Genomic DNA, 24152 nt, shown 5'->3' on the forward strand with positions numbered 1-24152 from the left:
ACTACGCGACGAAGTCAAGTGCGTTGCTCGGCAGGCATGAAGGACGCGGACGATATTCGCTCTCAGCGTCCGTCGGATCTGCGGTGGGCTTTGCGTTCGGCGCGAACCGGCCTCACCCCGCACGGATGGCGGCCGCTCTCCGCCTTTCTTGTTCGCTCAGTCGCCGCCCATGATCCGCTCCGACAGAGCCTGCGATGTCAGGCCGTCGGTCGAAAGCGATGCTTCGGACCGGCCACCGCGCAGGATGGTCACCCGGTCGGCGACGGCGACGACGTCGTGCATGTTGTGGCTGATCAGGATGACGGTGACGCCGTTTTCCTTCAGCCGGCGGATGAGCTTCATCACCTCTTCCGTTTCGCGCACGCCGAGCGCGGCGGTCGGCTCATCCATGATGATGATTTCCGCCTTCCAGCGAAGCGCCCGGCAAATCGCCACGGCCTGACGTTGCCCGCCGGACAGGTTCTCCACCTTGGCGGTCATGTCGCGCATCACCGAATTCAGCGAGATCAGAAAATCCTGCGAGCGGGCGATCATGGCGGCGCGGTCGAGCACCTTGATGCCGAGGACCCGCCTCTCGAGCTCGGAGCCCATGAAAATGTTCTGATAGATCATCATGCGCGGCGCGAGACCGAGATCCTGATGGATGGTCGCAATGCCGGCCGCGAGCGCGTCATGCGGGTTTGCAAGCCGCACCTTTTCGCCGCGGACGTGAATGTCGCCCACATCGGGGCGTTCGACGCCGGAGACGAGTTTGATCAGAGTCGATTTTCCGGCGCCATTGTCGCCGCAGAGTGCGTGCACCTCGCCGGCCGCGACGCTGAGATCGGCGCCGCGCAGCGCCTTGACGGCACCGTAGGATTTCCGGGCGTTGCGGACGGTGAGGATGTCGCTCATCTTTTTTCCAAAGTGGCCGGCGGCTCGCCCGCCGAACCCCTCGCCTACTCCTTGATGAAATTGTCGACGTTCGACTGATCGACGAGATCGGCTTTCATGTAGAGATAGGGGCCGGAGGTGATCGTTTCCTTCTCCGCACCTTCGACGGCGATCTTCTGCATGGCGTCGACAGCCGCCTCGCCCATCGCCTCGAACGGGATCGCCACCGTCGCCATCAGCATGGAATCGGGCGACTTGATGCGCCGGAACGTTTCCGGCCCGCCATCGGTCGAGACGAGAACCACATCGCCCTTCTGCATGCCCTGCTGCTTCAGGAGATCGTCGATGATGAAGGCCTGCCCATCGAAGGATGCCCAGATGCCGTCGAAGCTGCCGGCATTTTGCATGATGAGAGCATTCATGCCGTTGCGCACATCCTCCTGCCAGCTCTTGGTGCGGGCCATCGAATGGCTGCCCACTTCCGTCACCGCCTGGTTTTCGCTCAAGACGACGTCAAGCACCTTGCCGCGGATGCGCGTGCCGACATTGGATTCGAAGCGGTCCGTCAGGATCGAGCCCTCATAGCCGAGCTGCCCCAGAAGATAGAGCGCCGATTCAGAGCCGACGGCGTACTCATTGACCTGAATATCGAAAAGCGCATTCGGGCTGGCCCCGCTCATGACCGTGATCAGCGGGATGCCGGCATCCTTCACCTCTTGCATCTGCGCATCGAACTCGACGGGCTTCGACATGGCGAGCACGATGCCGTCGACGCCGCTTTGGACGAGGTTCTCGATCTGCTCCGCATGCGTCTGGAGCGTGCCGTTGGAATTCAACATGACGACGTCCCAGCCCTTTTTTCTCGCGGCGGCCTCGACGGCATTGGCGACGCGCGCATGCGTCTCCGACGACATCTGAAAGGCGACGACGCCGAGCTCGAAGGCCTGCGCGGACACCGCGCGCGTCACCGCGAAGGCGACGACGCCAAGCGAAAGCAGCAATCTGAATTTCATGTTCATCCCTCTTGTCGTTGGCAGAGCGCGGCTTTTTCGGCGCGCTTCATACGGAAAATGCGGCCTTCTTCAGAACGCTGGCGGAGACGCTCACCGAGGCGATGACGATGACGCCCAGCATGATATCTTGCAGGTAATAGGGCGCGCCGAGAAGCACGAGGCCGTTGGCGAGCACCGAAATGATCAGGGCGCCGACGAAAGTTCCGGCGATGTTCGGGCGTCCGGGCTCGAACATGGTCATGCCGAGAAGCACCGCGGCGATACCGTTCAAGAGATAATCGCCCGCCATCTGCGGCGAGGCGGAGCTCAGATTGGCGACGAGGAGAACGGCCGCAATACCGGCCGCAAACCCCGAGAGCGTAAGGCCGATCAGCTTCATGCGCCGCGTCGCGATGCCGGCACGATGGGCCGCCTCCTGCGCTTCTCCGGTTGCCAGCATATGCGTGCCGAGCCGCGTCTTGCGCGTCACGAACCAGGCGCTCAGAACGACGGCCGCCATGACCACGACGAGGACCGGAATGCCGAAGATCTCGCCGCGCGCGAGGGCGAGAAACATCGGATCCCAGCGCCCGACAAAGGCCACGCCGCCGGTAATCATGAACGTCAGACCATTGGCGATCGCGGCCGTGCCGATCGTGGCAATGAGAGAGGGCACCTTCACGCCGGTGACGAGGAACCCGTTCACCAAGCCGCCCACGGTGGCAACGGCAAGACCCGCGACAACGGCAAGCCCCCAAAACGTGCCTCCGGCGATGAGGCCGCCGGTGACGACGGCGGCAAGGCTCGCAAGATTGGCGAACGAGAGATCGAGCTCGGAGGTCAACAGCGCGAAAGTGAAGCCGGTGGCAAGGATCGCCAGAAAGCTCGTCTGCTTCAGAACATTCAGCAGATTGGCGCTGGAGGCGAAATTGCGCGCGAAGACGAGCAGGAAGACGAAGACGAGGAGCCCCGCGAGCGCCGTCCCGTATTTGGCGATGAAATCTCTCACCCGGCCTGGTCCGCGAGCTTGCCGATCGGCGGGATCAATTCCAGCCCCCCGGTGACGGGAATGACGGCGCCCGTCACGAAGGCGGCGCGCGGCGACATGAGGAAGGCGACGACCTCCGCAACGTCCTCAGGCCGACCGAGACGGCGCAGAGGCGTCCGCGCCGAGGCTGCCCGCTCGAGTTTTCCGAAGGCATCGCCCGGGAAAGCCCCGCGCACCATCTCGGTGGCGATGATCCCCGGCGCCACCGCATTGGCGCGCACGCCGTCCGGCCCCAAGGACTGGGCGATGTTGAAGGTCATCGTGTTGACGCCTCCCTTGGCCGCGCCATAGGCCGGATTGGCGCCTCCCGAAAGCCAGGCGATCGATGAGACGAAGACCATAGCGCCGCCGTTTCCGGCAGCACGCATGGCGCGCCCCACCGCCCGGCCGACACGATGGGCGCTCGAGAGATTGACGTCGATCACCCTCTCCCAGCCCTCGTCGTCCTGATCGGGAAAGGCCGCGACATGCGATGTCCCGGCACAATGCACGAGCCCGTCGATGCGGCCAAAGCGGGCGAGACAGGCGTCGACCAGAGCCTCCGGCGCCGACCGGTCGAGAAGATCGGCCGACGCGTAGCCGTCGTCTTCTCCCAACAGATCGGCAAGTCTGTCGCCGTCATCGAGATCGGTGGCAAAAATCCGCCAACCATCGCGTTGCATGGCGGACAAGGTCGCGCGGCCGATGCCACCGCTGGCCCCGGTGATGAGTACGACCGGTTTTCCGCTCATCTCGATGCGCCCCGATGCGCTCGCAGCGGCGTGCCATGCCTCATCCTTTGCCCCATACTGCATCCAAGAGTCATTTCAGTACATTATGCGTGAACGTTCGCGTGGCGCAGAATGCGGCGTAAGGTCAAGGGCCGGATCGGCACTTTGCTCTTAAAGCCGCATGTCGCTCCCGGACGATGCGTTCAACTCGGCCTCCGGCGAAGCTTCTCGAGAGACCGGGCCGCATGTGCCACCGGCTCATGCATCTCGGTGAAGAGGGCATAGAGCGCATCGTAATGCGCATGCTGCGCCGCGTTCGGCAGGTAGGAGGTGAAGTCCTCCTCGGGTGCGGCTGCGCCGATGTTCTCGGCCAACCCAAGGGCCACCCGACAAAGGGCAAAGCACCCGGCAAGCCCCATCTCGGCGTGGCGAGAGACAAGGACTGGACGGCCGAGAATATCGGCGCGCATTTGATTCCAGAGCGGGCTTTTCGTGCCGCCTCCGGCCATGCGAACGGCTTCCGCGGCAAGGCCTGTCGCCGTCTCCGCCCGCTCCAGCACGGTGCGGTTGAGGAAGCCGACGCCTTGCATGACGGCACGCACGAGGTCGCCCCGTCCATGGCCGGACGTCATGCCGAGAAAGGAGGCCGCAAGGTCTCCGTCCCAGAACGGTGTGCGCTCTCCGTGCAGATACGGGTGAAACAGAAGCGGGCGCGGATTTTCAGGCTCGCCCAGAAGCGCCGCCAGCCGTTCCTGAAACGGTCGACGCGTCGCATCGAGCCCATCGACGATCCAACTGAGAAGGTTGGCGCCGTTCTGGCCTGGTCCACCCAGATGCCAGAGTTCCTCCCCCCAGGGGATGGTGATCAACCCTTCGGCCTCGCCGCGCCGATGCGACAGCAGGCCGAAGACCTCCGAAGAGCCGGAAATACAATAGGCGCTCCCGCTCTTGAGCCCCCCGAGACCGGCGACCGCGGTCCAGCTGTCGTTGGAACCGCACAGGACTTTGGCTCCGGCAAGGGCGCTCAGCGCGCCCGGCAGCCCTTCGCGCACCTGGCCGACGATATCTTCCGGCTGCCCGAGCGGCGGCAGAAGAGCGCGTTCAAGGCCGAGGCGGGCGGCGACAGAGGCATCACCGCCGGCCAAAGATTGCGCCAGCCAATGCTGCGAGACCTGGTCGGAACGGGCGATGCCCGTCAGTTGCAGATTGAGATAATCCTTAGGCTCCAGAACAAGGTGCGTTCTTTCCCAATTCTCCGCCTCGTTCTCCTTCAACCAGAGAAGACGTGCGGTCGGATGGAAGGCATTGAGGCCTGCGAGCACTCCGTCGGCGTCGAGAGCCTCGTTCCTCCGTGCCGTCGCCAGCGCGCTTTCAGCGCGCGAATCGCGGAAGCCGAGCGCCGGGCGCACACTCTTCCCCGCTTGATCGAGAAAGACCTGCGTGCGCGTGAAACCGCACAGCGCCACCGCCGCAATGCCGCCGAGCCCACCCGCGCTCTCGCTTGAGATCCGTTCGCAGGCGCTCTTCAGAGCCTCCCACCACAGCGCCGGCTCCTGCTCGGAATGCCCTGGCGCCCGTTCCTCGAAACCCGTCTCGACATTCGCGCTTGCCAAGACAGACCCGTCCGCCTGGAACAGACATGCCTTGAGAGCCGAGCCCCCGAGATCGATCGCCAGGACGCGCGTCATGGGAAACGTCTCCTGCATCCTTCTTGTGGCCGCGATTCAGGCGAACACGCCCTCGCCGCCTGCCCGGACGACACCGACAAACCTCGTGCATGAGACAGGAAAGCTCCGGCACCCGTAGAGGCAGAGATCACGCGCGAAACCTTGTGCGAGAGGGTCACGGCAGATTGAAGAGCGTGTGCAGGACCAAAGAAAACCCTGCGGGACCTATAACTTAGCTCCACGGTCTCCTCATGCGACTCATCTGAGTCCATTCTTAAGCCTCTGACTTACCAGCTGTTAATTTGCGGGAGAAGGCATGCTGTGGCTTTCTCCGGCAAGCTGACCGCTCGTCACTGCCCGTGGGAAGCGGTTTTTTCTCCGCGTGCGGGCGAACGAAGCGGTCGGGGCGGTTTGCGGGCGAGGCTCGCGGATCCAGGCGATCGTCAAGAAGGAAATTTCCCATGACCACCAAGGATCTTGAGACAATCTGGGCACCACGCGTCCTCAGTGTCGTGCGCATCGTCGCCGCACTCCTGTTCATGGAGCACGGCACGCAGAAGCTCTTGGGCTTCCCACCGGCCGATCACGTGACGGCGGCCTTCAGCCTCGGCTGGTACGCCGGCATTCTCGAAATGTGCGGGGGCGCGCTCCTCGTCATCGGTCTGTTCACCCGGCCGGTCGCCTTCGTTCTCTCTGGCCTCATGGCCTTTGCCTATTTCCTCGCGCATTTCCCGCGTGCCTTCTATCCCGTGCTGAATGGCGGCGATGCGGCGATCCTCTTCTGTTTCTTGTTCTTCTATCTCGTCTTCGCCGGTCCCGGCCCGTGGAGCGCCGATGCCTGGCGCGCGAACAAGACCTTCTTGCCGCCGCGCGACTGATTTCTCCCGGAAGGGCGGGACGCGCCGCCCTTCCCTCTCCACCGTCTGCGCTCAAGGAACGCGAACATGGCCTCGCTCGGCAGCGACCCGACCGGCACGATCGTGAAGCCGGCCATGGTCGCGCTCCTGGTCGTCTCGGGCGTGACCGGGATCATGATGCTCACGCATCGCTACAGCGATCTTGTTCGCTTTGCGCATGAATGGCTGAGCGTTCTTTTCATCGTCGCCGCGCTCTGGCTTTTCCTCAGCAACTGGCGGGCCGTTGCCCGGTCCTTCAAACGGAGTGCAGGCCGGGGCGCTTTCGGCATCGCCCTCATGGCATCGGTGGCGCTCACCGGGATGACAGGAAACGCTCAGCATGTGAGCCCGACAACCGTGCTTCAGGTCTTGTCGAACGCGCCTCTGGAGAAGGCCGCCCCCGCCTTCGGGCTGGAACCGGAGACCGCACTGGACATGCTGCACCAGGCCGGGATCAAGGCCTCGCTCGGCGACACGCTCAGCACGATCGGCGCCCGCAACGGCACCAACGGCGCGGAGATCGCCTCGCGCCTTGCCGAACAGGCGCAGGCGAGCGAGTAACGCCGGCAGAGCACAGTTTAATCCTCGTCGGGAGTCTTTTTGGCAGCTGCACGCCGTGCCCGGCGGACCCCGTACCACACGAGACCTGCCACGAACGGCACCGCAAGACCCGTCGCCAGACCAACATTGATCGGCGTGCCGGCGCTTTCCGCTGCCTTGAAGAGATAGCCGACGAGACCGATGGCGTAATAGCTGATCGCCACCACCGACAGGCCTTCGACCGTCTCCTGCAGCTTGAGCTGAACGCGCGCGCGCTCGTCCATGTTCTTCAAAAGGTCTCGGTTCTGCTCTTCGAGCTCAACCTCGACACGTGCCCGCAAAAGGCTGCCGACACGCGCGGCGCGCTGCGCCAGCGCCTCCTGGCGCTCCTCGGCCGATTCGCAGGTGGCCATCGCCGGTCCCATGCGCCGGTCCAGAAAGCCATCGATGGTCAGCACCTCGTCCATGCGTTCCAGGCGCAGATCGCGCAGTCGCTGCTTGACGAGCTGGTAGTAGGCGCGCGAGGCGCCGAAGCGATAGCTGGTGCGTGCCGCCACGCTTTCGATCTCGGCCGAAAGCTGTGACAGGTGCCGAAGGAGATCGGCGTCGCTCGTCTGATCGGCCCGGTCGGCCATGCGTGCACTGATATCTGCGAGCGCCTCGTCGACCGACCGCAGCCGCGGCGTCGCCTCCTGGGCAATCGGCAAAGCGAGAAGCGCGAGCGCGCGATAGGTGTTGAGCTCGACGAGCCGCTGCACCGTGCGGCCGGCATGGCGCTCCTCGAGCCCCTTGTCCTGAATGAGGATGCGGGTGAAATGGTCGGAATGCAGGCGGAAATCGGCCCAGACCAGAGCCTTGCCGCCAGCCACGGCATTGCCGATCAAGGGATTGCCATTGAAATGCCGGAGCGAAATCTCCTCCGGGCTCGGCATCTCCACCTCTTTCGGGATGATTGCCAAATGCACCGCCGACAGGACCTCTCCCGGCACTTCCGCCAGCCAGTCGCGCGGCAGCTCCTCGATGATCGTGTCTTCGAAGGGGTGGGTGAAATGCGCCCGCCGGAAGAAGGTGTAGGAGCAGAATTCCGTATGGCGCTCCCATTTCACGGTGAGACCGCCGAACTCGGCCGTATGGTGCTTCGCCTCGCTCGAGGGCGCGGCACCGCCGAGACGGGCGCAAAGGCGCGCCAGATGCTCCCGGTCGGCCTCCAGGCTCTTTTCGCCCGACAGGGCGGCGAATTGCGAGATCCGCAATGGCGCGCGCATCGGCTCCGACGGCCGCGCATGCAGCTCGCGGATCAGGTATTCCCGCTGCGGATGCTCACGGAAAAGTTGTGGGTTCATTCGCTTCGGCTCCACAAACGCCGGCAAGCGCATCGATCGTGCCGGCAAAATGCGCCCGCCCGCCCGGCTGCCAGCCAAGTCTCCTTAAGCGATCACAACACATGATGGCGACACTTCTTTCGTCGCCCCTTTCCGGCAGCGATCCTGGCCGGGCCAGTGCCTCGCGCAACGCCGCCACGATCTCGCGGTTGCTGAGAAGAAGATCGGAGCAGTTGTAGATCTGCCCCATGGCCATTTCCGCAGGCGCATCGAGAAGGAGAGCGACAGCCTGCCCGACATCCTCGCCATGAACCTCCGTCGCGACGCGAGGCGCAATCTCGAGAGTCCCGTCAAGAATCTGGCGCGCGATGCTCATCCATTTCGTCCGCTCCAGCGGTTCGACGAGACCATAAACCCCTGTCACTCTGAGCGAGGCTCCGGCGAAGCCCACGGACGGCATGGCGGGCGTGACGGCTGGTACGGCGAGCGGCGCCAAAGTCTCCGGCGGGTCAAGGCAGAGCCTGCGCAACCCCCTCTCCACGGCGAGCTTGACATGGCCATAATGGGTGTCCGGCTCGGGCACCATCGTCTCATCGAGCGGGCCCTCCAGAGAACCATAGACGCCACGGCTCGACAAGAAGACTGCCCGCTTCACGCCAGCGGCTTTGGCCTCTCTCAGGACGCGCAAAGAGGCGTCGCGGTTGGCGCGGTAAAAACCTTCGACATCATCGCCCTCGCCGCCGCGGTAGCGGCCTGCCACATGCTGGAAAGCGGCATGGACGACATGATCGACGTCCGCGATGGCCGCACCAAAATCGGCCTGCGGATCGAGCTCGAAGGGCACCCATTCGAAAGGAAAGGAGAAGCGCCCCTCGGGAGGCCGCTGCCGCGAGGCGAGCCTGATCCGAAAACCATGGCCGGCCAGATGGCGCGCAATCAACTGGCCGACATAACCGGTCCCCCCGGTGACGAGAACGAGAGGTGGCTTTTCGCTCATGCGCGGAGAGAGGCTCTCAGGTTGCCGGCGCGATGGGATCGAGCGATTCCGGCAGTCCGCGCCCTTCCATGACGTTCCACCACAGGTCGATCAGCGGCCCGAGCTCGGCGCGCTTCGGATGATCCTCCTGCCAGGGCTTTTCGTATTGGTAGTGCAGGATCTTGGTAGCGTCCCAGTTCCACAGTTGCGGCAGCCGGAAATAGACGTATTGCAGGACGTTGTAGATGTACGGCAGGCCGTGCCAGTCGGCGAAGTAATCCTGCAAAAAGCTCTGATCGGTGCGGGGCCAGAACGCGTCGGGCGCGTCGAGGACGAGCATCATCGTCTCGTAGGTCGCCTTGTCCGGCTTGGTTACGAAGACGCCGGAATTCAGCCGATGGAAGCCGTCGAGCGCGTCATAGACATTCGGCGCGGCGGAAAACCCCGGATAGCCGAAGAGCTTGTCGCAATTGCGCAGAAAGAGCGCATCGGCATCGACGAAGACGATGCGCTCATATTCATCGAGTTCCCATAGCCGCAGCTTGGCGAAATTGAGAAGCGGGTCGTGGAAGCTCGGCTTCTCTCCCCTCGTAAAGGGCGCTTCGCGGTGCTGCGCAGCCCGGCTGTGGCGTTCGCGAAATGCCTCCGACACCTCCGGTGGACGCGTCGGAACCACGCTCACCCCTTCCGCCTCCATCTGATCGAGCCCCGGAAGATCCTCCGGGGCCAGGACAAGCAGCGGCGCCTCCGATTCCGTCATGCGGAACGAGCGCGCAAGCGCCGTCGCTCCGATCAAGTAGTCAGGATTAGCGGCAAGGGTAGCATAGGCAACTTTCGCCATACGGCCGAGACTTTCTATGAATTCTAGGAGATCGCTGTCAGTTTCGGCGAGCCCGGATGGGTATTAATCGCCTTGTTCCGCTCCTTCGTCCACCCAGACACGCATGGAATGCGCGTCTTATCGATGCGGTAAGCATATTTGCGGGCCACATCGATCACTTCGGAGAGGAGACCTTCCTCGAGCCGGATCGGATCGAGACCGAGAGCCAGGAATTTTTCGTTGCAGACGGAGAGTTCGTTCTCGTCCGCCTCCTTGCGCGGATTGGGCAGGTTGGCAATCTTGGCACCCGTCATCTTCGCGACGAGCTCGGCGAGATCGCGCACGCGATGGGTTTCCGTCGCCTGGTTGAAGATCTTGACCGGCTCGCCCGATGCCGGCGGATTCTTGAGGGCGATCTCGATGCAGCGCACGGAATCCTGAATATGGATGAAAGCCCGCGTCTGGCCGCCCGTGCCGTGCACGGTGAGCGGATAGCCGACGGCCGCCTGAATCAGGAAGCGGTTCAGAACCGTGCCGTAATCGCCATCATAATCGAAACGGTTGATGAGCTGTTCGTCCATCTTCGTTTCGGCGGTGTTGGTGCCCCATACCACGCCCTGATGCAGGTCGGTGACGCGCACGCCGTCGTTCTTGGCGTAGAACTGGAAAAGCAGCTGATCGAGGCATTTCGTCATGTGGTAGACGCTGCCCGGATTGGCCGGATAGAGGATGTCGCGATCCTCCCACTCACCCGTCTGGCTCTGGATTTTGACCGGCAGATAACCTTCCGGGATCTGCGCCTTGACCGTGCCGTAGCCATAAACGCCCATGGTGCCGAGATGCACGAGATGCGCGTCGAGGTCGACCGCAACCATGGCGTTCAGGATGTTGTGGGTGGCGTTGACGTTGTTGTCGACGGTGTAGGTCTTATGACGATCCGACTTCATCGAATAAGGCGCAGCCCGCTGTTCGGCGAAGTGGATGATCGCCGCGGGACGATTCTCATCCAGCCAGTTCTTGAACCGCTCGTACTCCTTGGCGACGTCGATCAGATGGAAGCGCAGGGCCACTCCCGTCAGCTCACGCCAGACCCGGCAGCGTTCCTGGATGGAATCCATCGGGGTGAGCGACTGAACGCCAAGCTCGGTGTCGATCCAGCGGCGGCTCAGATTGTCGATGATATGGACCTCGTGCCCACGCTTCGACAAATGCAAGACGGTTGGCCAGCCGACGAAACCGTCGCCTCCTAAAACCGCGATCTTCATGACAATCCCATCTCCTGAGTGCGCTTTGCGTCGATCTTGTCACAATATCGGCGCCGGATGACAATCCCATGCTGCAAGCCAGGGATGCGACGTTGCGCGTCGGCGCCAAAGGGTGAACCATCCGGACGGGGCCGAAGGTGCCCACGCCACTTGGAGTTCGGACGCCGCGGCGCGGCCGTCAAGGCGAGCTGTCGAGACCTTGCCCGGCTCATAAAAAAGGGTGGTCCGGGCCCCTGGTACCCCGTTCAGCGCCGCGCGCTCAATTCTGGCGTTTGAGAAAATTGCGGAATGCCGCCAGCGTTTCGTCGCTGACATGGTGCTCCACGCCTTCGGCATCCTGTTCGGCGATTTCGCGGCTCGTGCCGATCGCCAGGAGGAAATCACGTACCAGCGCATGACGTTCGCGTGCGCGTTCAGCAAGGGCCTTGCCGGCATCGGTCAGGAAGATCGAGCGATAGGGTTCGGAGCGCACGAGTCCGTCGCGGATCAACCGCTGAATGGTCCGGTTGACGGTGGCGTGCGTCACCCCGAAGCGCTCCACGAGGTCGGTTCCCCGCGCCTCTCCACGGACGGCGATCAAGTCGTCGATCAGCTCGACGTAATCCTCCGCCACTTCCGACTGGTGCGCCTTGCGCACCCGCTCGAAGGCCGCGCGCTGGCGCGCCGGGTTGAGAAGCTTGTCCTTTGGCACTGTCCGGTCCGTGGGCAGGAGCAATGCCACTTCTGTAACAAATTTTCACCCGTAAACAATGCTTAGCACTGCCTAAGCGGAACGCCTGCCGCGCGCCTCGACGGCTTCGGCCGAACGTCATGACATGACGGGAATCCCGAGAAGCTCGGTCGACCTCGCCGTATCCTGCGGCTTAAGGGGCTGGACGCCCGGCCACGTCGCTCTCCACCTGCAAATCGCCCGGATGCGGAGGTCCAGCGGGCTTATAGAGACAACGATCGGGCTTGATGTCGATGAGCGGCGTCTCGTCGAGACAATCCATGCCGCGCACCAGGAGCGCCCCCTCCTCCACGGCAACCAGCCTGACGATCGAGGAGCCGATCGGATTTGGCCGCACCGGCGAGCGAAGCGCAAACGTGCCGCGCGCCTCGCCGCCGCCTCTGGGGCTCTGCAGGACGAGATCGCGGCGGGAACGGTGCAGCCAGTAGAGCACTTCGAGCCGCTCGTAGAGCGCGATGGTCTGCAGCGCCTCGGTCCACGGCTCGAAGATTTCCAATCGGCACAGCGGCCCGTCCGGCCGCCCCATGCGCGGACAATCCATCCGCGATCTCCAAGGCGTGCGGGCACGGCCGATAAAGACGAGGCCCGCATCGACGGGCGGAGGCGCCGCAACGGCGCGCTCCCTTGCATCGGCGGCGTCTCGCCCGCTCATATCAGTCGCTGACGCCGACCATGACGTCGGAAGCCTTCACGACCGCGTAAGCCTCCTGACCAACCTTAAGGCCCAGCTCATCGACAGCCTCGTTGGTAATCGATGAGGTGATGACCGTTCCGCCAATATCGATGCGAACATGCGAAGTGGTCGCCCCCTTCAACACTTCAACGACCGTGCCCTTGAGCTGATTGCGTGCACTGAGCTCCATATCCCTGTCCCCCAAACGTCGAACTATCTCTGAGACTAACGACACGTTATGTAGTTTGACTATACGACGTTAGGAGAGTGTCCCTCAGCCATGGAAATCGAAGCCCTTGTGTCTTTGCGCAGCTCGGAATCGCCGGCCGTCGGTCGCGACAGGATCCGACTGCTCGAAGCCGTGGCGCGGGAGGGCTCGATCACGGCCGGAGCGAAGGCGGCCGGCATCACCTACAAGGCCGCCTGGGATGCGCTCGATGCCATGGCCAATCTGTTCGGTCAGCCGCTTCTGGAAAAGCGCACCGGCGGACGTGCCGGTGGCGGGGCGACGCTGACGCCGACGGGGATCAAGGTCATCGAGGCCTATCACAAGCTGGAGACGGAGATGGCACGTGTCGTGCGCTCCCTCGAGCCGCATCTCTCCGGCACCGGCATTTCTCCGCTCAACCTCGTCTCGGGAGTGCTCATGAAGACCTCGGCCCGCAATGCGTTGAGAGGCACGATCACCCAGATCGTCTCCGATGCGGTCGCAAGCGAAGTGGCGGTCAAGGTCAACGAGGCCACCACGATTTACGCTGTCGTCACGCAGGAAAGCCTCAAAATGCTCGGCCTGTGCGTCGGTCGCGAGGCGGTCGCCCTCATCAAGGCACCTTTCGTCATCATTGCGCCGGGCGAAAGCGCTCCGCCCCTGTCGGTGCGCAACTGCGTCGCCGGCACGGTCCGCCGGCTGACGCCCTCCGAAGTCACGACAGAAGTCGTCCTCGACATCGGCGGCGAGAAAAGCCTCGCCGCAACCATCACGGCCGAAAGTGCCAGATCTCTGGGCCTGGAACCCGGAAAGCCGGCATGCGCTCTCTTCGACGCGGCGCATGTCATTCTTGCGATCGACTGATCATTGGGGGAACTGAAATGATGTCATTGCGCTCTTTTGCGGCCGGGCTTCTGGTGGCCGCGGTGTCTCTGCCGGCCTCGATGGCTGCGGCGGCCGAAACGAATGTCGCCGTCGCCGCGAACTTCACCGAAGCGGCGAAAGAAATCGCCGCCGCCTTCAAGGAAAAGACCGGCGACGAAGCGGCTCTGTCGTTCGGCTCGACCGGCCAGCTCTACACGCAGATCAGCCAGGATGCGCCGTTCGAGGTGTTTCTTGCCGCCGACGACGAGCGGCCGGCCAAAGCCATCACCGAAGGCTATGCGGTCGAAGGCAGCGATTTTACCTATGCGATCGGCAAGATCGTCTTGTGGAGCACCGACGCCGACCTCGTCACCGGCGAGGACACCCTGACATCGGGTGATTTCGACAAGATCTCGATCGCCAATCCGACGACCGCCCCTTATGGCGCCGCGGCTGTGGAGGCCATGAAGGCGCTCGGCGTCTACGACGATCTCGAGCCGAAAATCGTCCAAGGCAACAACATCGCCCAGGCATTCCAATTCGTGCAAACCGGCAATGCCGAGCTCGGCTTCGTGGCCCTGTCGCAGATCGCGGCCAGCGACGAAGGCTCGCGCTGGGAGGTTCCGGCCGATCTCTACACGCCCATCAAGCAGGACGCCGTCCTTCTGAAGAAGGGCGAGGAGAGCGAGGCGGCAAAGGCCTTTCTCGATTTCCTGAAGGGACCGGAAGCCGGCGCCATCATCGAGAAGTACGGTTACGGCACCGCTGCTGGAAGCTGATCGTTCGTGCCGGAGCTTTCGTCTGAAACCGTCTCGGCGATCCGCCTCACGATCGAGCTCGCAACGATCACCACGATGATCCTGCTCCTCGTCGGCACGCCGATCGCCTGGTGGCTCGCGCGCTCGCGCGCCTGGTGGAAGGAGGCAGTCGCGACCGTGGTCGCGCTGCCCCTCGTCCTACCGCCGACGGTTCTGGGCTTTTATCTTCTCGTTGCGCTCGGCCCTTCCGGGCCGGGCGGGCAGCTCGCGGCGCTGTGGGGCGGGCGCACGCTCGCCTTCACCTTCGAAGGCCTCGTCATCGGCTCCGTCATCTATTCCATGCCCTTCGTCGTGCAGCCGATCCGCAACGCCTTCGAGGCGATGGGCGAACGACCTCTGGAGGTCGCCGCAACGCTCCGCGCCTCCCCTTTGCGCACATTCTGGAGCGTCGCCCTGCCGCTCGCACGGCCCGGCTTTCTGACGGGTGCCGTCCTCGGCTTTGCCCATACCGTCGGCGAATTCGGCGTGGTCCTCATGATCGGCGGCAACATTCCGGGCGAGACCAAGGTCCTGTCGGTGGCCATCTACGACTATGTGGAGACACTGCGCTGGGCCGAGGCGACGGTGCTGGCGGCCGGCATGGTCGTCTTCGCCTTCGTCGTCATCTTGACCATGACACTCATCGAAAAGCGCGTGGCGCGTCCCGGGAAATGACGGTTCAGACACCTCCACCGATGGCAGGAAACACGATCGAGGCCACCTTTTCAGGTCGCCTCGGTCACTTTGCGCTCGACGCTTCCTTCTCTGTCCCGGCAAAAGGCGTCACCGGCCTGTTCGGCCCGTCGGGCTGCGGCAAGACCTCGGTGTTGCGCTGCGCCGCCGGCCTCAACAGGTTAGTGGGCACGTTCTCGATCGACGGCGAGATCTGGCAGGACGACAAAACCTTCCGCCCGACGCATCGCCGCCCGATCGGCTACGTCTTTCAGGAAGCGAGCCTCTTCCCGCATCTCAGCGTTCGTCAGAATCTTCTCTACGGCGCGCCGGGCAGACGGCCGCCCTCCTCCGCCAGCGGCACGGGTTTTGAGGAAGTCATCGAGCTTTTGGGCATCGGCGATCTCCTGGGGCGTTCGACCCGCAATCTCTCCGGTGGCGAACGCCAGCGCGTCGCCATCGGCCGGGCGCTTCTCTCGCAGCCGAAGCTCCTGTTGATGGACGAACCGCTTTCGGCGCTCGACCGGCAGACCAAGGACGGCATTCTGCCGTTTCTGGAGCGTCTGCACGATCGCCTCGCCATGCCCGTCCTTTATGTGAGCCACGACATCGCCGAAGTGGAGCGCCTTGCCGACCATCTCGTCCTGATGCAGGCGGGCAAGGTTCTCGCCGCCGGGCCGCTCGCGGAATTGCAGGCCGACCCGAACCTGCCGCTTGCCGCCTCCCGCGAGGCCGTCGTCAGCCTCGATGCGATCGTAGAAAGCTATGATCCCACTTTCGGGCTTGCCCGGCTTGCCGTCGCCGGTGGGCATTTCGAGATCCCGGCCGCCGCCGGGGCGCCCGGAACACGCCGCCGGATTCGCATCGCCGCGGGCGATGTGAGCCTCACCCGCCGTCCGCCTGAGGACACGACCATCATCAACATCCTGCCGGTGACGATCGTCTCAGAAACGCCCGTTGGCGCGCATGAAACCCTTCTCGTCCTCCGCCTTGGCAAGAATGGCGAAGGCGCGAAGCTTCTGTCGCGCGTTACGCAACGCTCCTGGCACCACCTCGAACTCGAGGTCGGCCAGAAGCTCTATGCGCAGGTCAAAGGCGTGGCGCTGACGCCGGCGAGCGCTGCCAGCTAGGTCGACGCCTCGCTCTCTGCGGTCCGCCGCGGCGGTACGTGCTCAAAGCCGAAGAAGATCTGCCGCAGGAGGACGAGGGCGAGAATGCCGAGGCCGATCGCCGTCGAGGTGAACTCTGGCGCCACCAGAAGAATGGCTGCGACGGCCAGAACCCACCGTTCGAGGAGATAGAGCGGTCCCCACAGCCAGCCCGCAAACGCCGCCGACAGCGCCGTGATGCCGACCACCGTCCCGGTGAAAGCGAGCGCGAAAGCCTGCCAGGTGAAGCCATCGGTCACCAGAAGCAGCGACGGCGAGAAGACGAACACGAACGGCACCAGCGCCTTGCCCATACCGAGCCGGAAGGCGGTGTTGCCGGCCTTGAAGGGATTGGCATTGGCGATCCCCGCCCCGGCATAGGCGGCAAGCGCCACAGGTGGCGTGATGTCGGCCAGAACGCCGTAATAGAAGACGAAGAAATGCGCCACGATCGGCGCGATCCCGAGCAGCCCCAGAACCGGCGCTGCGACCGACACCATGATCAGATAGGTCGCCGTCGTCGGGATGCCGCAGCCCATGACGATGCAGACGATCGCCGTCAGGATGAGGGTGATGAGAAGCGTCAGCGTCGAGACTTCCATCACGCCGAAGGGGATGTAAGGGCCGATCATTTCCGCCCACTGCCCCGCAGTCGAGGTCACCATATAGGCGATCTTGAAGGAGACGCCGGTGAGCGTGACGACACCGATGATGATGCCGACGGTCGCGGCCGCCGCGCCGACGGCAAGCGCATATTTCGCGCCGAGCACGAAAGCATCGACGACGTCCTTCACCTTGATGCGGTTGAGCGGATTGACGAGGCCGATGACGATGCAGGCGGTGATGCCCCAGAAGGCGGCGAGATAGGGCGTGAAGCCCTGAAGGAGGATGCCGATCAAGAGGAAGAGCGGGATCAGCGTCGGCCAGTCGCGCTTCAGGATCACGCCGACCTTCGGCAACTCTTCTCTCGTCAGGCCACGCAGGCCGAGACGCTTCGCCTCGAAATGCACCTGGCAGAGCACGCCGAAGAAATGCATCGCCGCCGGCACGATCGCCGCGGTGATGATGGTCGTATAGGAGACGCCAAGAAACTCGATCATCAGGAAGGCGGCGGCGCCCATGACCGGCGGCGTGATCTGCCCGCCTGTCGAAGATGCCGCTTCCACGGCCGCCGCGAAATGGCGCTGATAGCCGATGCGGATCATCGCCGGGATCGTCAGCGCACCGGTCGTCACCGTGTTGGCGATGGAGGATCCTGAGATCGAGCCCAGAAGAGCGGATGAGAAGACGGAGACCTTGGCCGGGCCGCCGGAGAAGCGGCCGGCAAAGGCCGAAGCGAAATCGATGAAGAGACGCCCGAGGCCGATCCGCGTCGCCAGGACACCGAAGAGCACGAAGTGGAAGACATACGTCGCCACGACACCGACCGGCAGGCCGTAAATGCCCTGGCTCGTCAGATAGAGGTGGTTGACGAGCGTCTTCCAATCGCTGCCGGGATGGACGAGGACGCCCGGCGCGCTTTGCCCGAATATCGCATAGGCCATGACGATGATGGCAATCACCGGCAAGGGCCAGCCCATCGATCGCCGCGTCGCCTCCAGGAGGACGACGATCATGACCGTCCCCATGACGACGTCGATCGGCAGAGGATTGCCGACGCGGAAGGCGAGATCGTTGAAGATCCACGGGACGTAGAGCGAGGCTACGGCCGCCGCGAGGGCGAAAAGCCAATCGTAGACCGGCAGGCCGAGCGGCCGCCACAGGCTCGAGGGATAAAGGGTATCCTGGCCCTTCTTGGTCGCGGCGAAAACGATGAAGATCAAGGACAGGACGAAGGCGAGATGCACGCCGCGATGGTTGACCTCCCGCAGAAGGCCAAAGCCCGCCGTGTAATAGTGAAAGAGCGACAGGCAGAAGAGGAGCGTCGCGGCGACATATCCCGCGTAGCGCCCGAGCGGCCGAAAACGCACTTCCGGATCAAACCGCTCTTCGAGCTCTTTGACCGCGGCGGGATCAATCTCTTTTTCTTCCTGCATCCTAACCTGTCGTCTTTTGGGCCTTCCGGCCTTCCACACTCAAACGTCCAAAATCAGAGAGGCGGCGGAAAACCGCCGCCTGCATTGCTGAAATCCGGCTTACTTGGAGACGCCGGCTTCGTCGTAGAACTTCTTGGCACCCGGATGCAGCGGAATGCCCACACCGTCGAGAGCCGTGTCGAGCGTGATCACCTTGCCCTTGGCATGACCGCTGTCGAGGAGCTTGCGGGTGTTGTCGTTCCACAAAGCCTTGGTGATCTCGTAGATCAGCTCTTCCGGCTGATCGGCGCTCGTCACCAATTGGGCACCCACAGAGAGTGTCTCAACGTCCTCGTCCTGCCCCTCATAGGTGCCCGCCGGGATCGTGTTGGCGGCGAAGAACTCGTAATCGGAGACGACGCTGTCGGCCTCGTCGCCGGCGATCGGCACGACGGTGATGTCGGTGTTGGAGGCCAGTTCCACGATGGCACCGGCCGGGAAACCACCGACGAAGAAGAAGGCGTCCATGGCGCCGTCGCGCATACGGTCAGCGGCCTGGTTCGGCTTCAGATAATCCGCCTCGATGTCGCCCTCGCTCAAGCCCCAGGCGCCGAGGATGAGACGCGCATCGACGATCGTGCCGGAGCCCGGCTCGTCCAGAGAGACGCGCTTGCCCTTCAGATCGGCGACCGACTTGATGCCGGAGGATTTGCTGGCGATGAGATGGATGCTCTCGGGATAGAGGTTGGCGATCGCACGGAGCTTCTCGACCTTGCCCTTGCCCTCAAAGACGCCGGTGCCGGTCTGCGCCCAATAGGCGACGTCCGACTGCGAAAAGCCGGATTCGACACCGCCGGAATTAATTGCATTGACGTTCGCAACGGAGCCATTGGAAGCGATCGCCGTCGCCACCAGGCCCGGCACGCCGCAGCTGCCGCCTTCGTCGCAAGGACGCGAGCCCGGAGGGTTGGAGATGGCATTGGCGATGAGACCACCGATCGGGAAATACGTCCCGGACGTGCCGCCGGTGGCGATGCGGAAGAATTTTACGTCCTGCGCAAAGGAGGTCCCGGCAAGCGCCAGGCCGGCAACTGCGATCGCCGCCCCGATCAGCTTTCTGGATGGCATGAATGTCATCTTCTGTTCCCATGTTCGTGAACTGGCACGGGAGGCCCGAAGCCTCCCGCATGGGCGGCACCATAGCTGTCGGAACAGGCCGAAGGAAACCAGATTGTGACGGAAATAGCGGCACATCCCCGTAAAGCTTAAGTCGAAAGAGCCCTTCGACAGGTAGACGCTTCCCTCTGTTCTGGCTACTTGCCGGGGAATGGGAAGGAGATCGCGATGAGCACGTTTTCCGCAGCAGCCTGGGCGCGCAATGCCGGGCTCTACGAGACTATCCGCAACATGCCGTTCAACACCGAGCTTGCCGCCGGGACGCTCTCTGAAGAGCGCTTCAAGCATTACGTCACCCAGGATGCGCATTACCTGATCGGCTTCGGCAAGGGCCTCGCCATTGCCGCGGCCAAGGCACCCGATCCCAAGCGCATGGTGCAGCTCGCCAATTCCGCGCAAGGGGCGATCGTGGTGGAACGGGCGCTGCACGGCACTTTCTTCGCCGATTACGGCATCGCACCCGAGGTCTTCGAAGCGAGCCCGCTGTCGCCCGCCTGCCACCATTACGTGTCCTTCATCACGGCGACCGCCTGGAGCGAGCCCTATGAGGTGCTGCTGGCCGCACTCCTGCCCTGCTTCTGGATCTATGCCGAGGTCGGCAACGACATCCTCGCCCGCGCCGCCTCCCCCAACCCTTATGCGGCGTGGATCGACACCTATGCGGGCGAGGATTTCCAGGAGGCCGTCAAGACGATGATCGCCACCACCGATGCGGCCGTCGCCGAGGCGGCGCCAGCCGTTCAGGCCAAGACGCATGACGCCTTCGACCGGGCGGTGCAGCTTGAATGGATGTTCTGGGATTCCGCCTATCGGCTGGAAACATGGCCAGTGCGCTCAGGGGAATAGGAAGCGGCCTGAACATGACCCGCGGCGTGAGAGCCGCGGGCGCTCAGCCCGGAGGCTTGCGATCGCGGGGTCGGCCCTGGTGACGTGATACGAAATAGAAGAACACGGCGATCGCGAGCGCACCTAGAGACGTTACGCTGAAGCAGCATGAATTCGAGGCTGCTCATGCGACGAGCCTTCCGAGCACCTTTCGTCCCAGCCAATACTGAGCCGAAAAACTGCTCCGGTCAGCTCACGGAGAAAAAGAACCGCGTCAAGTGGAAGAAGATCGGCGCGGCGAAGACGAGCGAGTCGATACGATCGAGCACGCCGCCATGACCTTCGATCATCTGTCCCCAATCCTTGACGCCACGGTCGCGCTTGATCGCCGACATGACGAGGCCGCCAAAGAAGCCCATGATGGCGATCAACGCCGCCATGGCGAGCGCAACAAGCGGCGTAAACGGCGTCAGCCACCACAGCCCGGCGCCCAGAAGCGTCGCAAGCCCGACGCCGCCGATCAGCCCCTCCCAGGTCTTAGACGGTGACAAATTCGGCGCGACCTTGCGGCGTCCGAACAGCTTGCCGCACACATACTGGAGAACGTCACTCGCCTGCACGACGATGATCAGGAAGGCGATCAGAAGAAGATTTCCGCCCTCGAAACCCGGGATGTCGAGGTTCAAGATCGCCGGCACATGCGACAGGCAGAAGACGCAGATCATCAGCGCCCATTGCACCTGCGCGACACGTTCCATGTATCGCGCGGTCTCGGCGCGGAAGGCCGCGATGATCGGGAGAGCCAGAAAGGCATAGACCGGGATCAGAACCGAGTAGATGCCATACTGGTCGGCGAGGACGAGGGCGTATTGCGCCGGCAGAAAGATGAAAAAACTCGCCGCGAGCGCATAATGATCGCCGCGTCTGGTCGGCGTCAGCGTCATGAATTCGCGCAATGCCGTAAAGGAGGCGAAGGCGAAAAGAAGGACGACACCCGCCTTGCCGAACAGGAAGGCGATGAGCATCAGCGCGACGAGCACCCACCAGGCCTTGATGCGTGCGTTGAGATTGTCGATCACCCCGTGCGGCTTTTGCCAGCTGATCGTCCGCTTCAGGATGAATCCGATAAGCGAGGCGACGGCCAGAATGGCAAAGACGCCGGCCGCCAGAGTGAGGAGATTGGGCTCAGCCATCTTTGTGGGTCTCTCCGTTGGCCGGAGCGGTCGCCAATAGCGCCGCGCGGGCGCGATCCAGAAACGCCTCTTTCTCCTCTCTCTCACCCAGCTTGACCGGAGCGCCGAAGGTCACGGTGCACAAGAGCGGCACTGGCACGATCTCGCCTTTCGGCAAGACACGGTTCAAATTGTCGATCCAGACCGGGACGCACTCGATCTCGGGACGCTTCTCGGCGAGCCGGTAGATGCCGCTCTTGAACGGCAGGAGACGCTCGTCGCCGGTGTTGCGCGTCCCTTCCGGAAACAGGATCAGGGAGGCGCCGCCGGACAACGCATCCGCCATCAGGGCGATCGGATCGGGGGTCTCTTCCGTGCGGGTGCGCTCGATCAGGACGGCGCGAAACACCTCTTCAGAGATATAGCGGCGCATCCGCGTCGCACGCCAGTAATCGGCGGCCGCAACCGGGCGTGTCACGCGCCGGAGCGCCGGCGGCAGCACCGACCACAACAGCACGAAGTCGCCATGGCTCACATGGTTGGCGTAGTAGATGCGGCGATGGGTGGTGGGGTCGCAGCCGCGCCATTCTGCGCGCACACCGGTTGCCACTCGCGCCGCAAGGATCAGCGCCGTCGTGGTGGCATCGACCATGAAGCCCGACGCGGCGGGCGGAAAATCGCTCATTCGCCTGCCCTCGCCGGCATTTCCGCAAGCGCCGCGCGCACCCGCTTGACGATGGTCACGCAGAGGAGGATCGCCACGGCCCACAAAACGAGCGCGCTCCAATCCGGCAACGGCCCTCCGAAGCCGACCCATGTTCCGATAACGCCGAAGACGAGCGCCCGGTCGCTCTTGCCGAGCGGACCGTCATAGCGGCGGCTGGCACCCAGTGCCTGCGCCAGGACGCCGGCAAACTCGGTCAGAATGGCGAGAAGCACGACGAAGGCGACGAGTCCCGGGCCAAAGGCCGGCAGGATCGCGAAAGGCGCATAAAGGAACGCGTCGGAGACGACGTCACCGAGCTCGTTGAAAAAGGCGCCGAGCCTGCTCTTCTGCCCATGCTCGCGCGCCAGCATGCCGTCGGCGGCATTGAAGGCCATCCTCAGCCCGAGCCACAGGGGGATGAGGAGGAAGAGAGGGCGCACTTCGGCCGCCATGACCAGAAGACCGACGAGAACGGAGATGGCGGCGGCGGCAAGCGTCACCTGATTGGCCGTCACGCCTTTTTCGGCGAGGCGATCAACATATGGGCGCAGGCGAGCCTGGAAGGCCGGCTTGAGATCGTAGAGGGTCATGGGCGGGCCGGGAATCGAAGTAGAACTCGGTCACAATGCCTGCCCCGGCACAGTTTGCAAGCCGGCTCAGGGCTTCATCCATCGTCGCGATCGGCCGACGGGACACGAACCGCGAGACTTGCGCCACGCCACTGCAACCTTGTCGCGAGCCCCCACCCGAGATCTCGGCCCGGGCCTGTTCCTAGACACCGATCTGTTGGAGGAGTCCTTCGACCATCGGCCGGTACCCGCCGCCGAAGAGACGCAGATGAACGAGCGCCGGCCAGAGCTGATAGACGGTGAGCCTTTCCTCATAGCCCGGCTCAAGCGCTCCATAGGCATCGTAAAACGCATCGCCGGGCCGGCCGAAGAGGTTCAGCATCGCGAGATCGACCTCGGAATGGCCGAAATAGCAGGCTGGGTCGATGAGCCCCGAGACCCGGTCGTCGGAGACGACGATGTTGCCGCCCCACATATCTCCGTGCAGGAGCGCCGCGGCAGGTTGCGCGGGAATTCGGTTTGGAAGATCGGCGACAAGACGCTCGATGCGGCGAGCAAGCCTGCCGTCGACATGCGGCACGTTCACGAGGAGGCGCTTGTCGCCCCAGAAGCCGATCCAATCCTCGGCACGATCATTGACGATCGCGACGGGACCGAAGGCATAATCCTCGCTCCAGCCATATTGGCCGGCGCGGCGCGCGTGCAATGTCGCAAGCGCGATGCCGAGATCGGCCCACGCATTTCTGAGACTGCCGCTGTCGGGCAGAACCTCCATGACGAGAACGTGCTCGTCAGCCGCCAGAACCGCCGGCGCCGGAGCGCCGCTTTCGGAAATCGCGGCGAGCATCGCCGCTTCTGTGCGGGGAGAAGGACCGTTCTTGACGACGGCCTCGCGCCCATCCTCGAGCTTGATGTGCGCGAGTTGCGAGATGTCGCCGCCATGCAGCACCGTCTCCGAAACGAGAACGCCGCCAAGAAGCTCCGCCCCGGCCTTCCCGAGGAGGCTCATACCCGCACCTTGAGATGCTGCGCCAAACCGCGAGCCCCGACGCGCACATCGGACCACGTGGTCTCGAAGCCCTCGTCTCCTCCGAAATAAGGATCGGCCACCGGCTCGCCCTCACGGCCTTTCACATGGTCGAGGAGCAGGCTCAGCCTCGCCGTCGCGTCGGGCGGCGCAAGCCGTTCAAGCGCGGTCAGATTTTCGCGGTCGAGTGCCACGATATGGGTGAAGCGGTAGAAATCCTGGCGGGTGACGGTGCGCGCGCGGCAGGCTGTGACATCGACACCGTGGCGGCGCGCCACCGCCTGCGCCCGCGGATCGGGCGCCTCGCCGACATGCCAGTCGCCCATGCCGGCCGAATCGACGTCCACGTCGATCCCCTGCGCGTCCGCTTCTTCGCGAAAGGCGGCCTCGGCCAAAGGCGACCGACAGATATTGCCGAGACAGACGAAAAGAACCGACGGGCGATCGGCCCCCGGCATTTG

Annotated in this window: 26 protein-coding genes; 7 read left to right on the forward strand and 19 right to left on the reverse strand. The window is 63.7% G+C overall.

Annotated features, from left to right (window positions below; all coding sequences use genetic code 11):
- Window positions 1-156: 156 nt before the first annotated feature.
- The 5 genes from ACK8CP_RS08355 to ACK8CP_RS08375 form a co-directional block, all read right to left on the reverse strand.
- A complete protein-coding gene (locus tag ACK8CP_RS08355) occupies window positions 157-894 on the reverse strand; it encodes an ATP-binding cassette domain-containing protein (RefSeq protein ID WP_414833960.1) in 738 nt (245 codons plus the stop codon).
- Window positions 895-938: 44 nt separating this feature from the next.
- Window positions 939-1886: a sugar ABC transporter substrate-binding protein gene (locus ACK8CP_RS08360; protein WP_414833961.1), complete on the reverse strand. Its 948-nt coding sequence runs from the start codon at window positions 1884-1886 to the stop codon at window positions 939-941.
- A gap of 46 nt (window positions 1887-1932) precedes the next feature.
- Window positions 1933-2874 carry an ABC transporter permease gene (locus ACK8CP_RS08365; protein ID WP_414833962.1) on the reverse strand — a complete coding sequence of 314 codons (942 nt, stop codon included), beginning with the start codon at window positions 2872-2874 and terminating at the stop codon, window positions 1933-1935.
- Window positions 2871-3644 (reverse strand): SDR family NAD(P)-dependent oxidoreductase, encoded by a 774-nt coding sequence (locus ACK8CP_RS08370; protein ID WP_414833963.1) that lies wholly within the window; start codon window positions 3642-3644, stop codon window positions 2871-2873. Before ACK8CP_RS08370 ends, ACK8CP_RS08365 begins: the two co-directional genes overlap by 4 nt.
- Before the next feature lie 182 nt (window positions 3645-3826).
- Window positions 3827-5311: a xylulokinase gene (locus tag ACK8CP_RS08375; RefSeq protein WP_414833964.1), complete on the reverse strand. Its 1485-nt coding sequence runs from the start codon at window positions 5309-5311 to the stop codon at window positions 3827-3829.
- 440 nt (window positions 5312-5751) lie between these two features.
- Here ACK8CP_RS08375 and ACK8CP_RS08380 point away from each other — a divergent pair, with 440 nt between their 5' ends.
- Both ACK8CP_RS08380 and ACK8CP_RS08385 read left to right on the forward strand, forming a co-directional pair.
- Window positions 5752-6168, forward strand: a complete 417-nt coding sequence (locus ACK8CP_RS08380; protein WP_414833965.1) for a DoxX family protein — start codon at window positions 5752-5754, stop codon at window positions 6166-6168.
- A 66-nt stretch (window positions 6169-6234) separates the two neighbouring features.
- Window positions 6235-6747: a hypothetical protein gene (locus ACK8CP_RS08385; RefSeq protein WP_234627487.1), complete on the forward strand. Its 513-nt coding sequence runs from the start codon at window positions 6235-6237 to the stop codon at window positions 6745-6747.
- Window positions 6748-6764: 17 nt separating this feature from the next.
- Here the strand turns inward: ACK8CP_RS08385 and ACK8CP_RS08390 are convergent, their stop codons facing one another.
- The 7 genes from ACK8CP_RS08390 to ACK8CP_RS08420 all read right to left on the reverse strand — a co-directional run bounded on the left by ACK8CP_RS08390 (window position 6765) and on the right by ACK8CP_RS08420 (window position 12702).
- Window positions 6765-8069: a DUF3422 family protein gene (locus ACK8CP_RS08390; protein WP_414833966.1), complete on the reverse strand. Its 1305-nt coding sequence runs from the start codon at window positions 8067-8069 to the stop codon at window positions 6765-6767.
- Complete coding sequence (locus ACK8CP_RS08395; protein ID WP_414833967.1) at window positions 8047-9045, reverse strand: NAD-dependent epimerase/dehydratase family protein; 999 nt, start codon at window positions 9043-9045, stop codon at window positions 8047-8049. Before ACK8CP_RS08395 ends, ACK8CP_RS08390 begins: the two co-directional genes overlap by 23 nt.
- A 16-nt stretch (window positions 9046-9061) precedes the next feature.
- Window positions 9062-9865 (reverse strand): glycosyltransferase, encoded by an 804-nt coding sequence (locus ACK8CP_RS08400; RefSeq protein WP_414833968.1) that lies wholly within the window; start codon window positions 9863-9865, stop codon window positions 9062-9064.
- A gap of 23 nt (window positions 9866-9888) precedes the next feature.
- On the reverse strand, window positions 9889-11109 hold the full coding sequence (locus ACK8CP_RS08405; RefSeq protein ID WP_414833969.1) for an NAD-dependent epimerase/dehydratase family protein: 1221 nt from the start codon (window positions 11107-11109) through the stop codon (window positions 9889-9891).
- Window positions 11110-11368: 259 nt separating this feature from the next.
- Window positions 11369-11800: a manganese-binding transcriptional regulator MntR gene (mntR, locus tag ACK8CP_RS08410; protein WP_234627481.1), complete on the reverse strand. Its 432-nt coding sequence runs from the start codon at window positions 11798-11800 to the stop codon at window positions 11369-11371.
- 172 nt (window positions 11801-11972) lie between these two features.
- Window positions 11973-12491, reverse strand: coding sequence for a tRNA (N6-threonylcarbamoyladenosine(37)-N6)-methyltransferase TrmO (gene tsaA / locus ACK8CP_RS08415; protein WP_414833970.1), 519 nt, complete (start codon window positions 12489-12491; stop codon window positions 11973-11975).
- A 1-nt stretch (window position 12492) separates the two neighbouring features.
- Complete coding sequence (locus ACK8CP_RS08420) at window positions 12493-12702, reverse strand: TOBE domain-containing protein (protein ID WP_414833971.1); 210 nt, start codon at window positions 12700-12702, stop codon at window positions 12493-12495.
- A gap of 90 nt (window positions 12703-12792) precedes the next feature.
- On the opposite strand from ACK8CP_RS08420, the gene ACK8CP_RS08425 reads away from it, so the two are divergent.
- The 4 genes from ACK8CP_RS08425 (at window position 12793) to modC (ending at window position 16183) form a co-directional block, all read left to right on the forward strand.
- Window positions 12793-13584: a TOBE domain-containing protein gene (locus ACK8CP_RS08425; protein ID WP_414833972.1), complete on the forward strand. Its 792-nt coding sequence runs from the start codon at window positions 12793-12795 to the stop codon at window positions 13582-13584.
- Window positions 13585-13601: 17 nt separating this feature from the next.
- On the forward strand, window positions 13602-14363 hold the full coding sequence (gene modA, locus ACK8CP_RS08430; RefSeq protein WP_370642279.1) for a molybdate ABC transporter substrate-binding protein: 762 nt from the start codon (window positions 13602-13604) through the stop codon (window positions 14361-14363).
- A gap of 75 nt (window positions 14364-14438) precedes the next feature.
- The gene (gene modB / locus ACK8CP_RS08435; protein WP_414834219.1) at window positions 14439-15056 is read left to right on the forward strand and encodes a molybdate ABC transporter permease subunit; all 618 of its coding nucleotides are present in this window, start codon (window positions 14439-14441) and stop codon (window positions 15054-15056) included.
- Complete coding sequence (gene modC / locus ACK8CP_RS08440) at window positions 15053-16183, forward strand: molybdenum ABC transporter ATP-binding protein (RefSeq protein ID WP_414833973.1); 1131 nt, start codon at window positions 15053-15055, stop codon at window positions 16181-16183. Before modB ends, modC begins: the two co-directional genes overlap by 4 nt.
- Here modC and ACK8CP_RS08445 read toward each other — a convergent pair.
- Both ACK8CP_RS08445 and ACK8CP_RS08450 read right to left on the reverse strand, forming a co-directional pair.
- Window positions 16180-18237: a TRAP transporter permease gene (locus ACK8CP_RS08445; RefSeq protein WP_414833974.1), complete on the reverse strand. Its 2058-nt coding sequence runs from the start codon at window positions 18235-18237 to the stop codon at window positions 16180-16182. The genes modC and ACK8CP_RS08445 overlap by 4 nt on opposite strands.
- A gap of 99 nt (window positions 18238-18336) precedes the next feature.
- Window positions 18337-19353 carry a TAXI family TRAP transporter solute-binding subunit gene (locus ACK8CP_RS08450; RefSeq protein ID WP_414833975.1) on the reverse strand — a complete coding sequence of 339 codons (1017 nt, stop codon included), beginning with the start codon at window positions 19351-19353 and terminating at the stop codon, window positions 18337-18339.
- A 207-nt stretch (window positions 19354-19560) separates the two neighbouring features.
- Between ACK8CP_RS08450 and ACK8CP_RS08455 the strand changes: the two genes are divergently transcribed.
- Window positions 19561-20238: a TenA family protein gene (locus ACK8CP_RS08455; protein WP_414833976.1), complete on the forward strand. Its 678-nt coding sequence runs from the start codon at window positions 19561-19563 to the stop codon at window positions 20236-20238.
- 227 nt (window positions 20239-20465) lie between these two features.
- Here the strand turns inward: ACK8CP_RS08455 and ACK8CP_RS08460 are convergent, their stop codons facing one another.
- The 5 genes from ACK8CP_RS08460 to ACK8CP_RS08480 form a co-directional block, all read right to left on the reverse strand.
- A complete protein-coding gene (locus ACK8CP_RS08460) occupies window positions 20466-21410 on the reverse strand; it encodes a phosphatidate cytidylyltransferase (protein ID WP_414833977.1) in 945 nt (314 codons plus the stop codon).
- Window positions 21403-22041: a lysophospholipid acyltransferase family protein gene (locus ACK8CP_RS08465; RefSeq protein ID WP_414834220.1), complete on the reverse strand. Its 639-nt coding sequence runs from the start codon at window positions 22039-22041 to the stop codon at window positions 21403-21405. The genes ACK8CP_RS08460 and ACK8CP_RS08465 overlap by 8 nt, the downstream gene beginning before the upstream one ends.
- 29 nt (window positions 22042-22070) lie before the next feature.
- Entirely contained in the window at window positions 22071-22685 is a 615-nt protein-coding gene (locus ACK8CP_RS08470; protein ID WP_414833978.1) for a CDP-alcohol phosphatidyltransferase family protein, read from the reverse strand.
- Window positions 22686-22866: 181 nt separating this feature from the next.
- Window positions 22867-23673, reverse strand: a complete 807-nt coding sequence (locus tag ACK8CP_RS08475; RefSeq protein WP_414833979.1) for a fructosamine kinase family protein — start codon at window positions 23671-23673, stop codon at window positions 22867-22869.
- Complete coding sequence (locus tag ACK8CP_RS08480; RefSeq protein WP_414834221.1) at window positions 23670-24149, reverse strand: low molecular weight protein-tyrosine-phosphatase; 480 nt, start codon at window positions 24147-24149, stop codon at window positions 23670-23672. Before ACK8CP_RS08480 ends, ACK8CP_RS08475 begins: the two co-directional genes overlap by 4 nt.
- Window positions 24150-24152 lie beyond the last annotated feature (3 nt).

Source organism: Afifella sp. YEN Y35 (genome assembly GCF_047553465.1).
GTDB lineage: Bacteria > Pseudomonadota > Alphaproteobacteria > Rhizobiales > Afifellaceae > Afifella > Afifella aestuarii.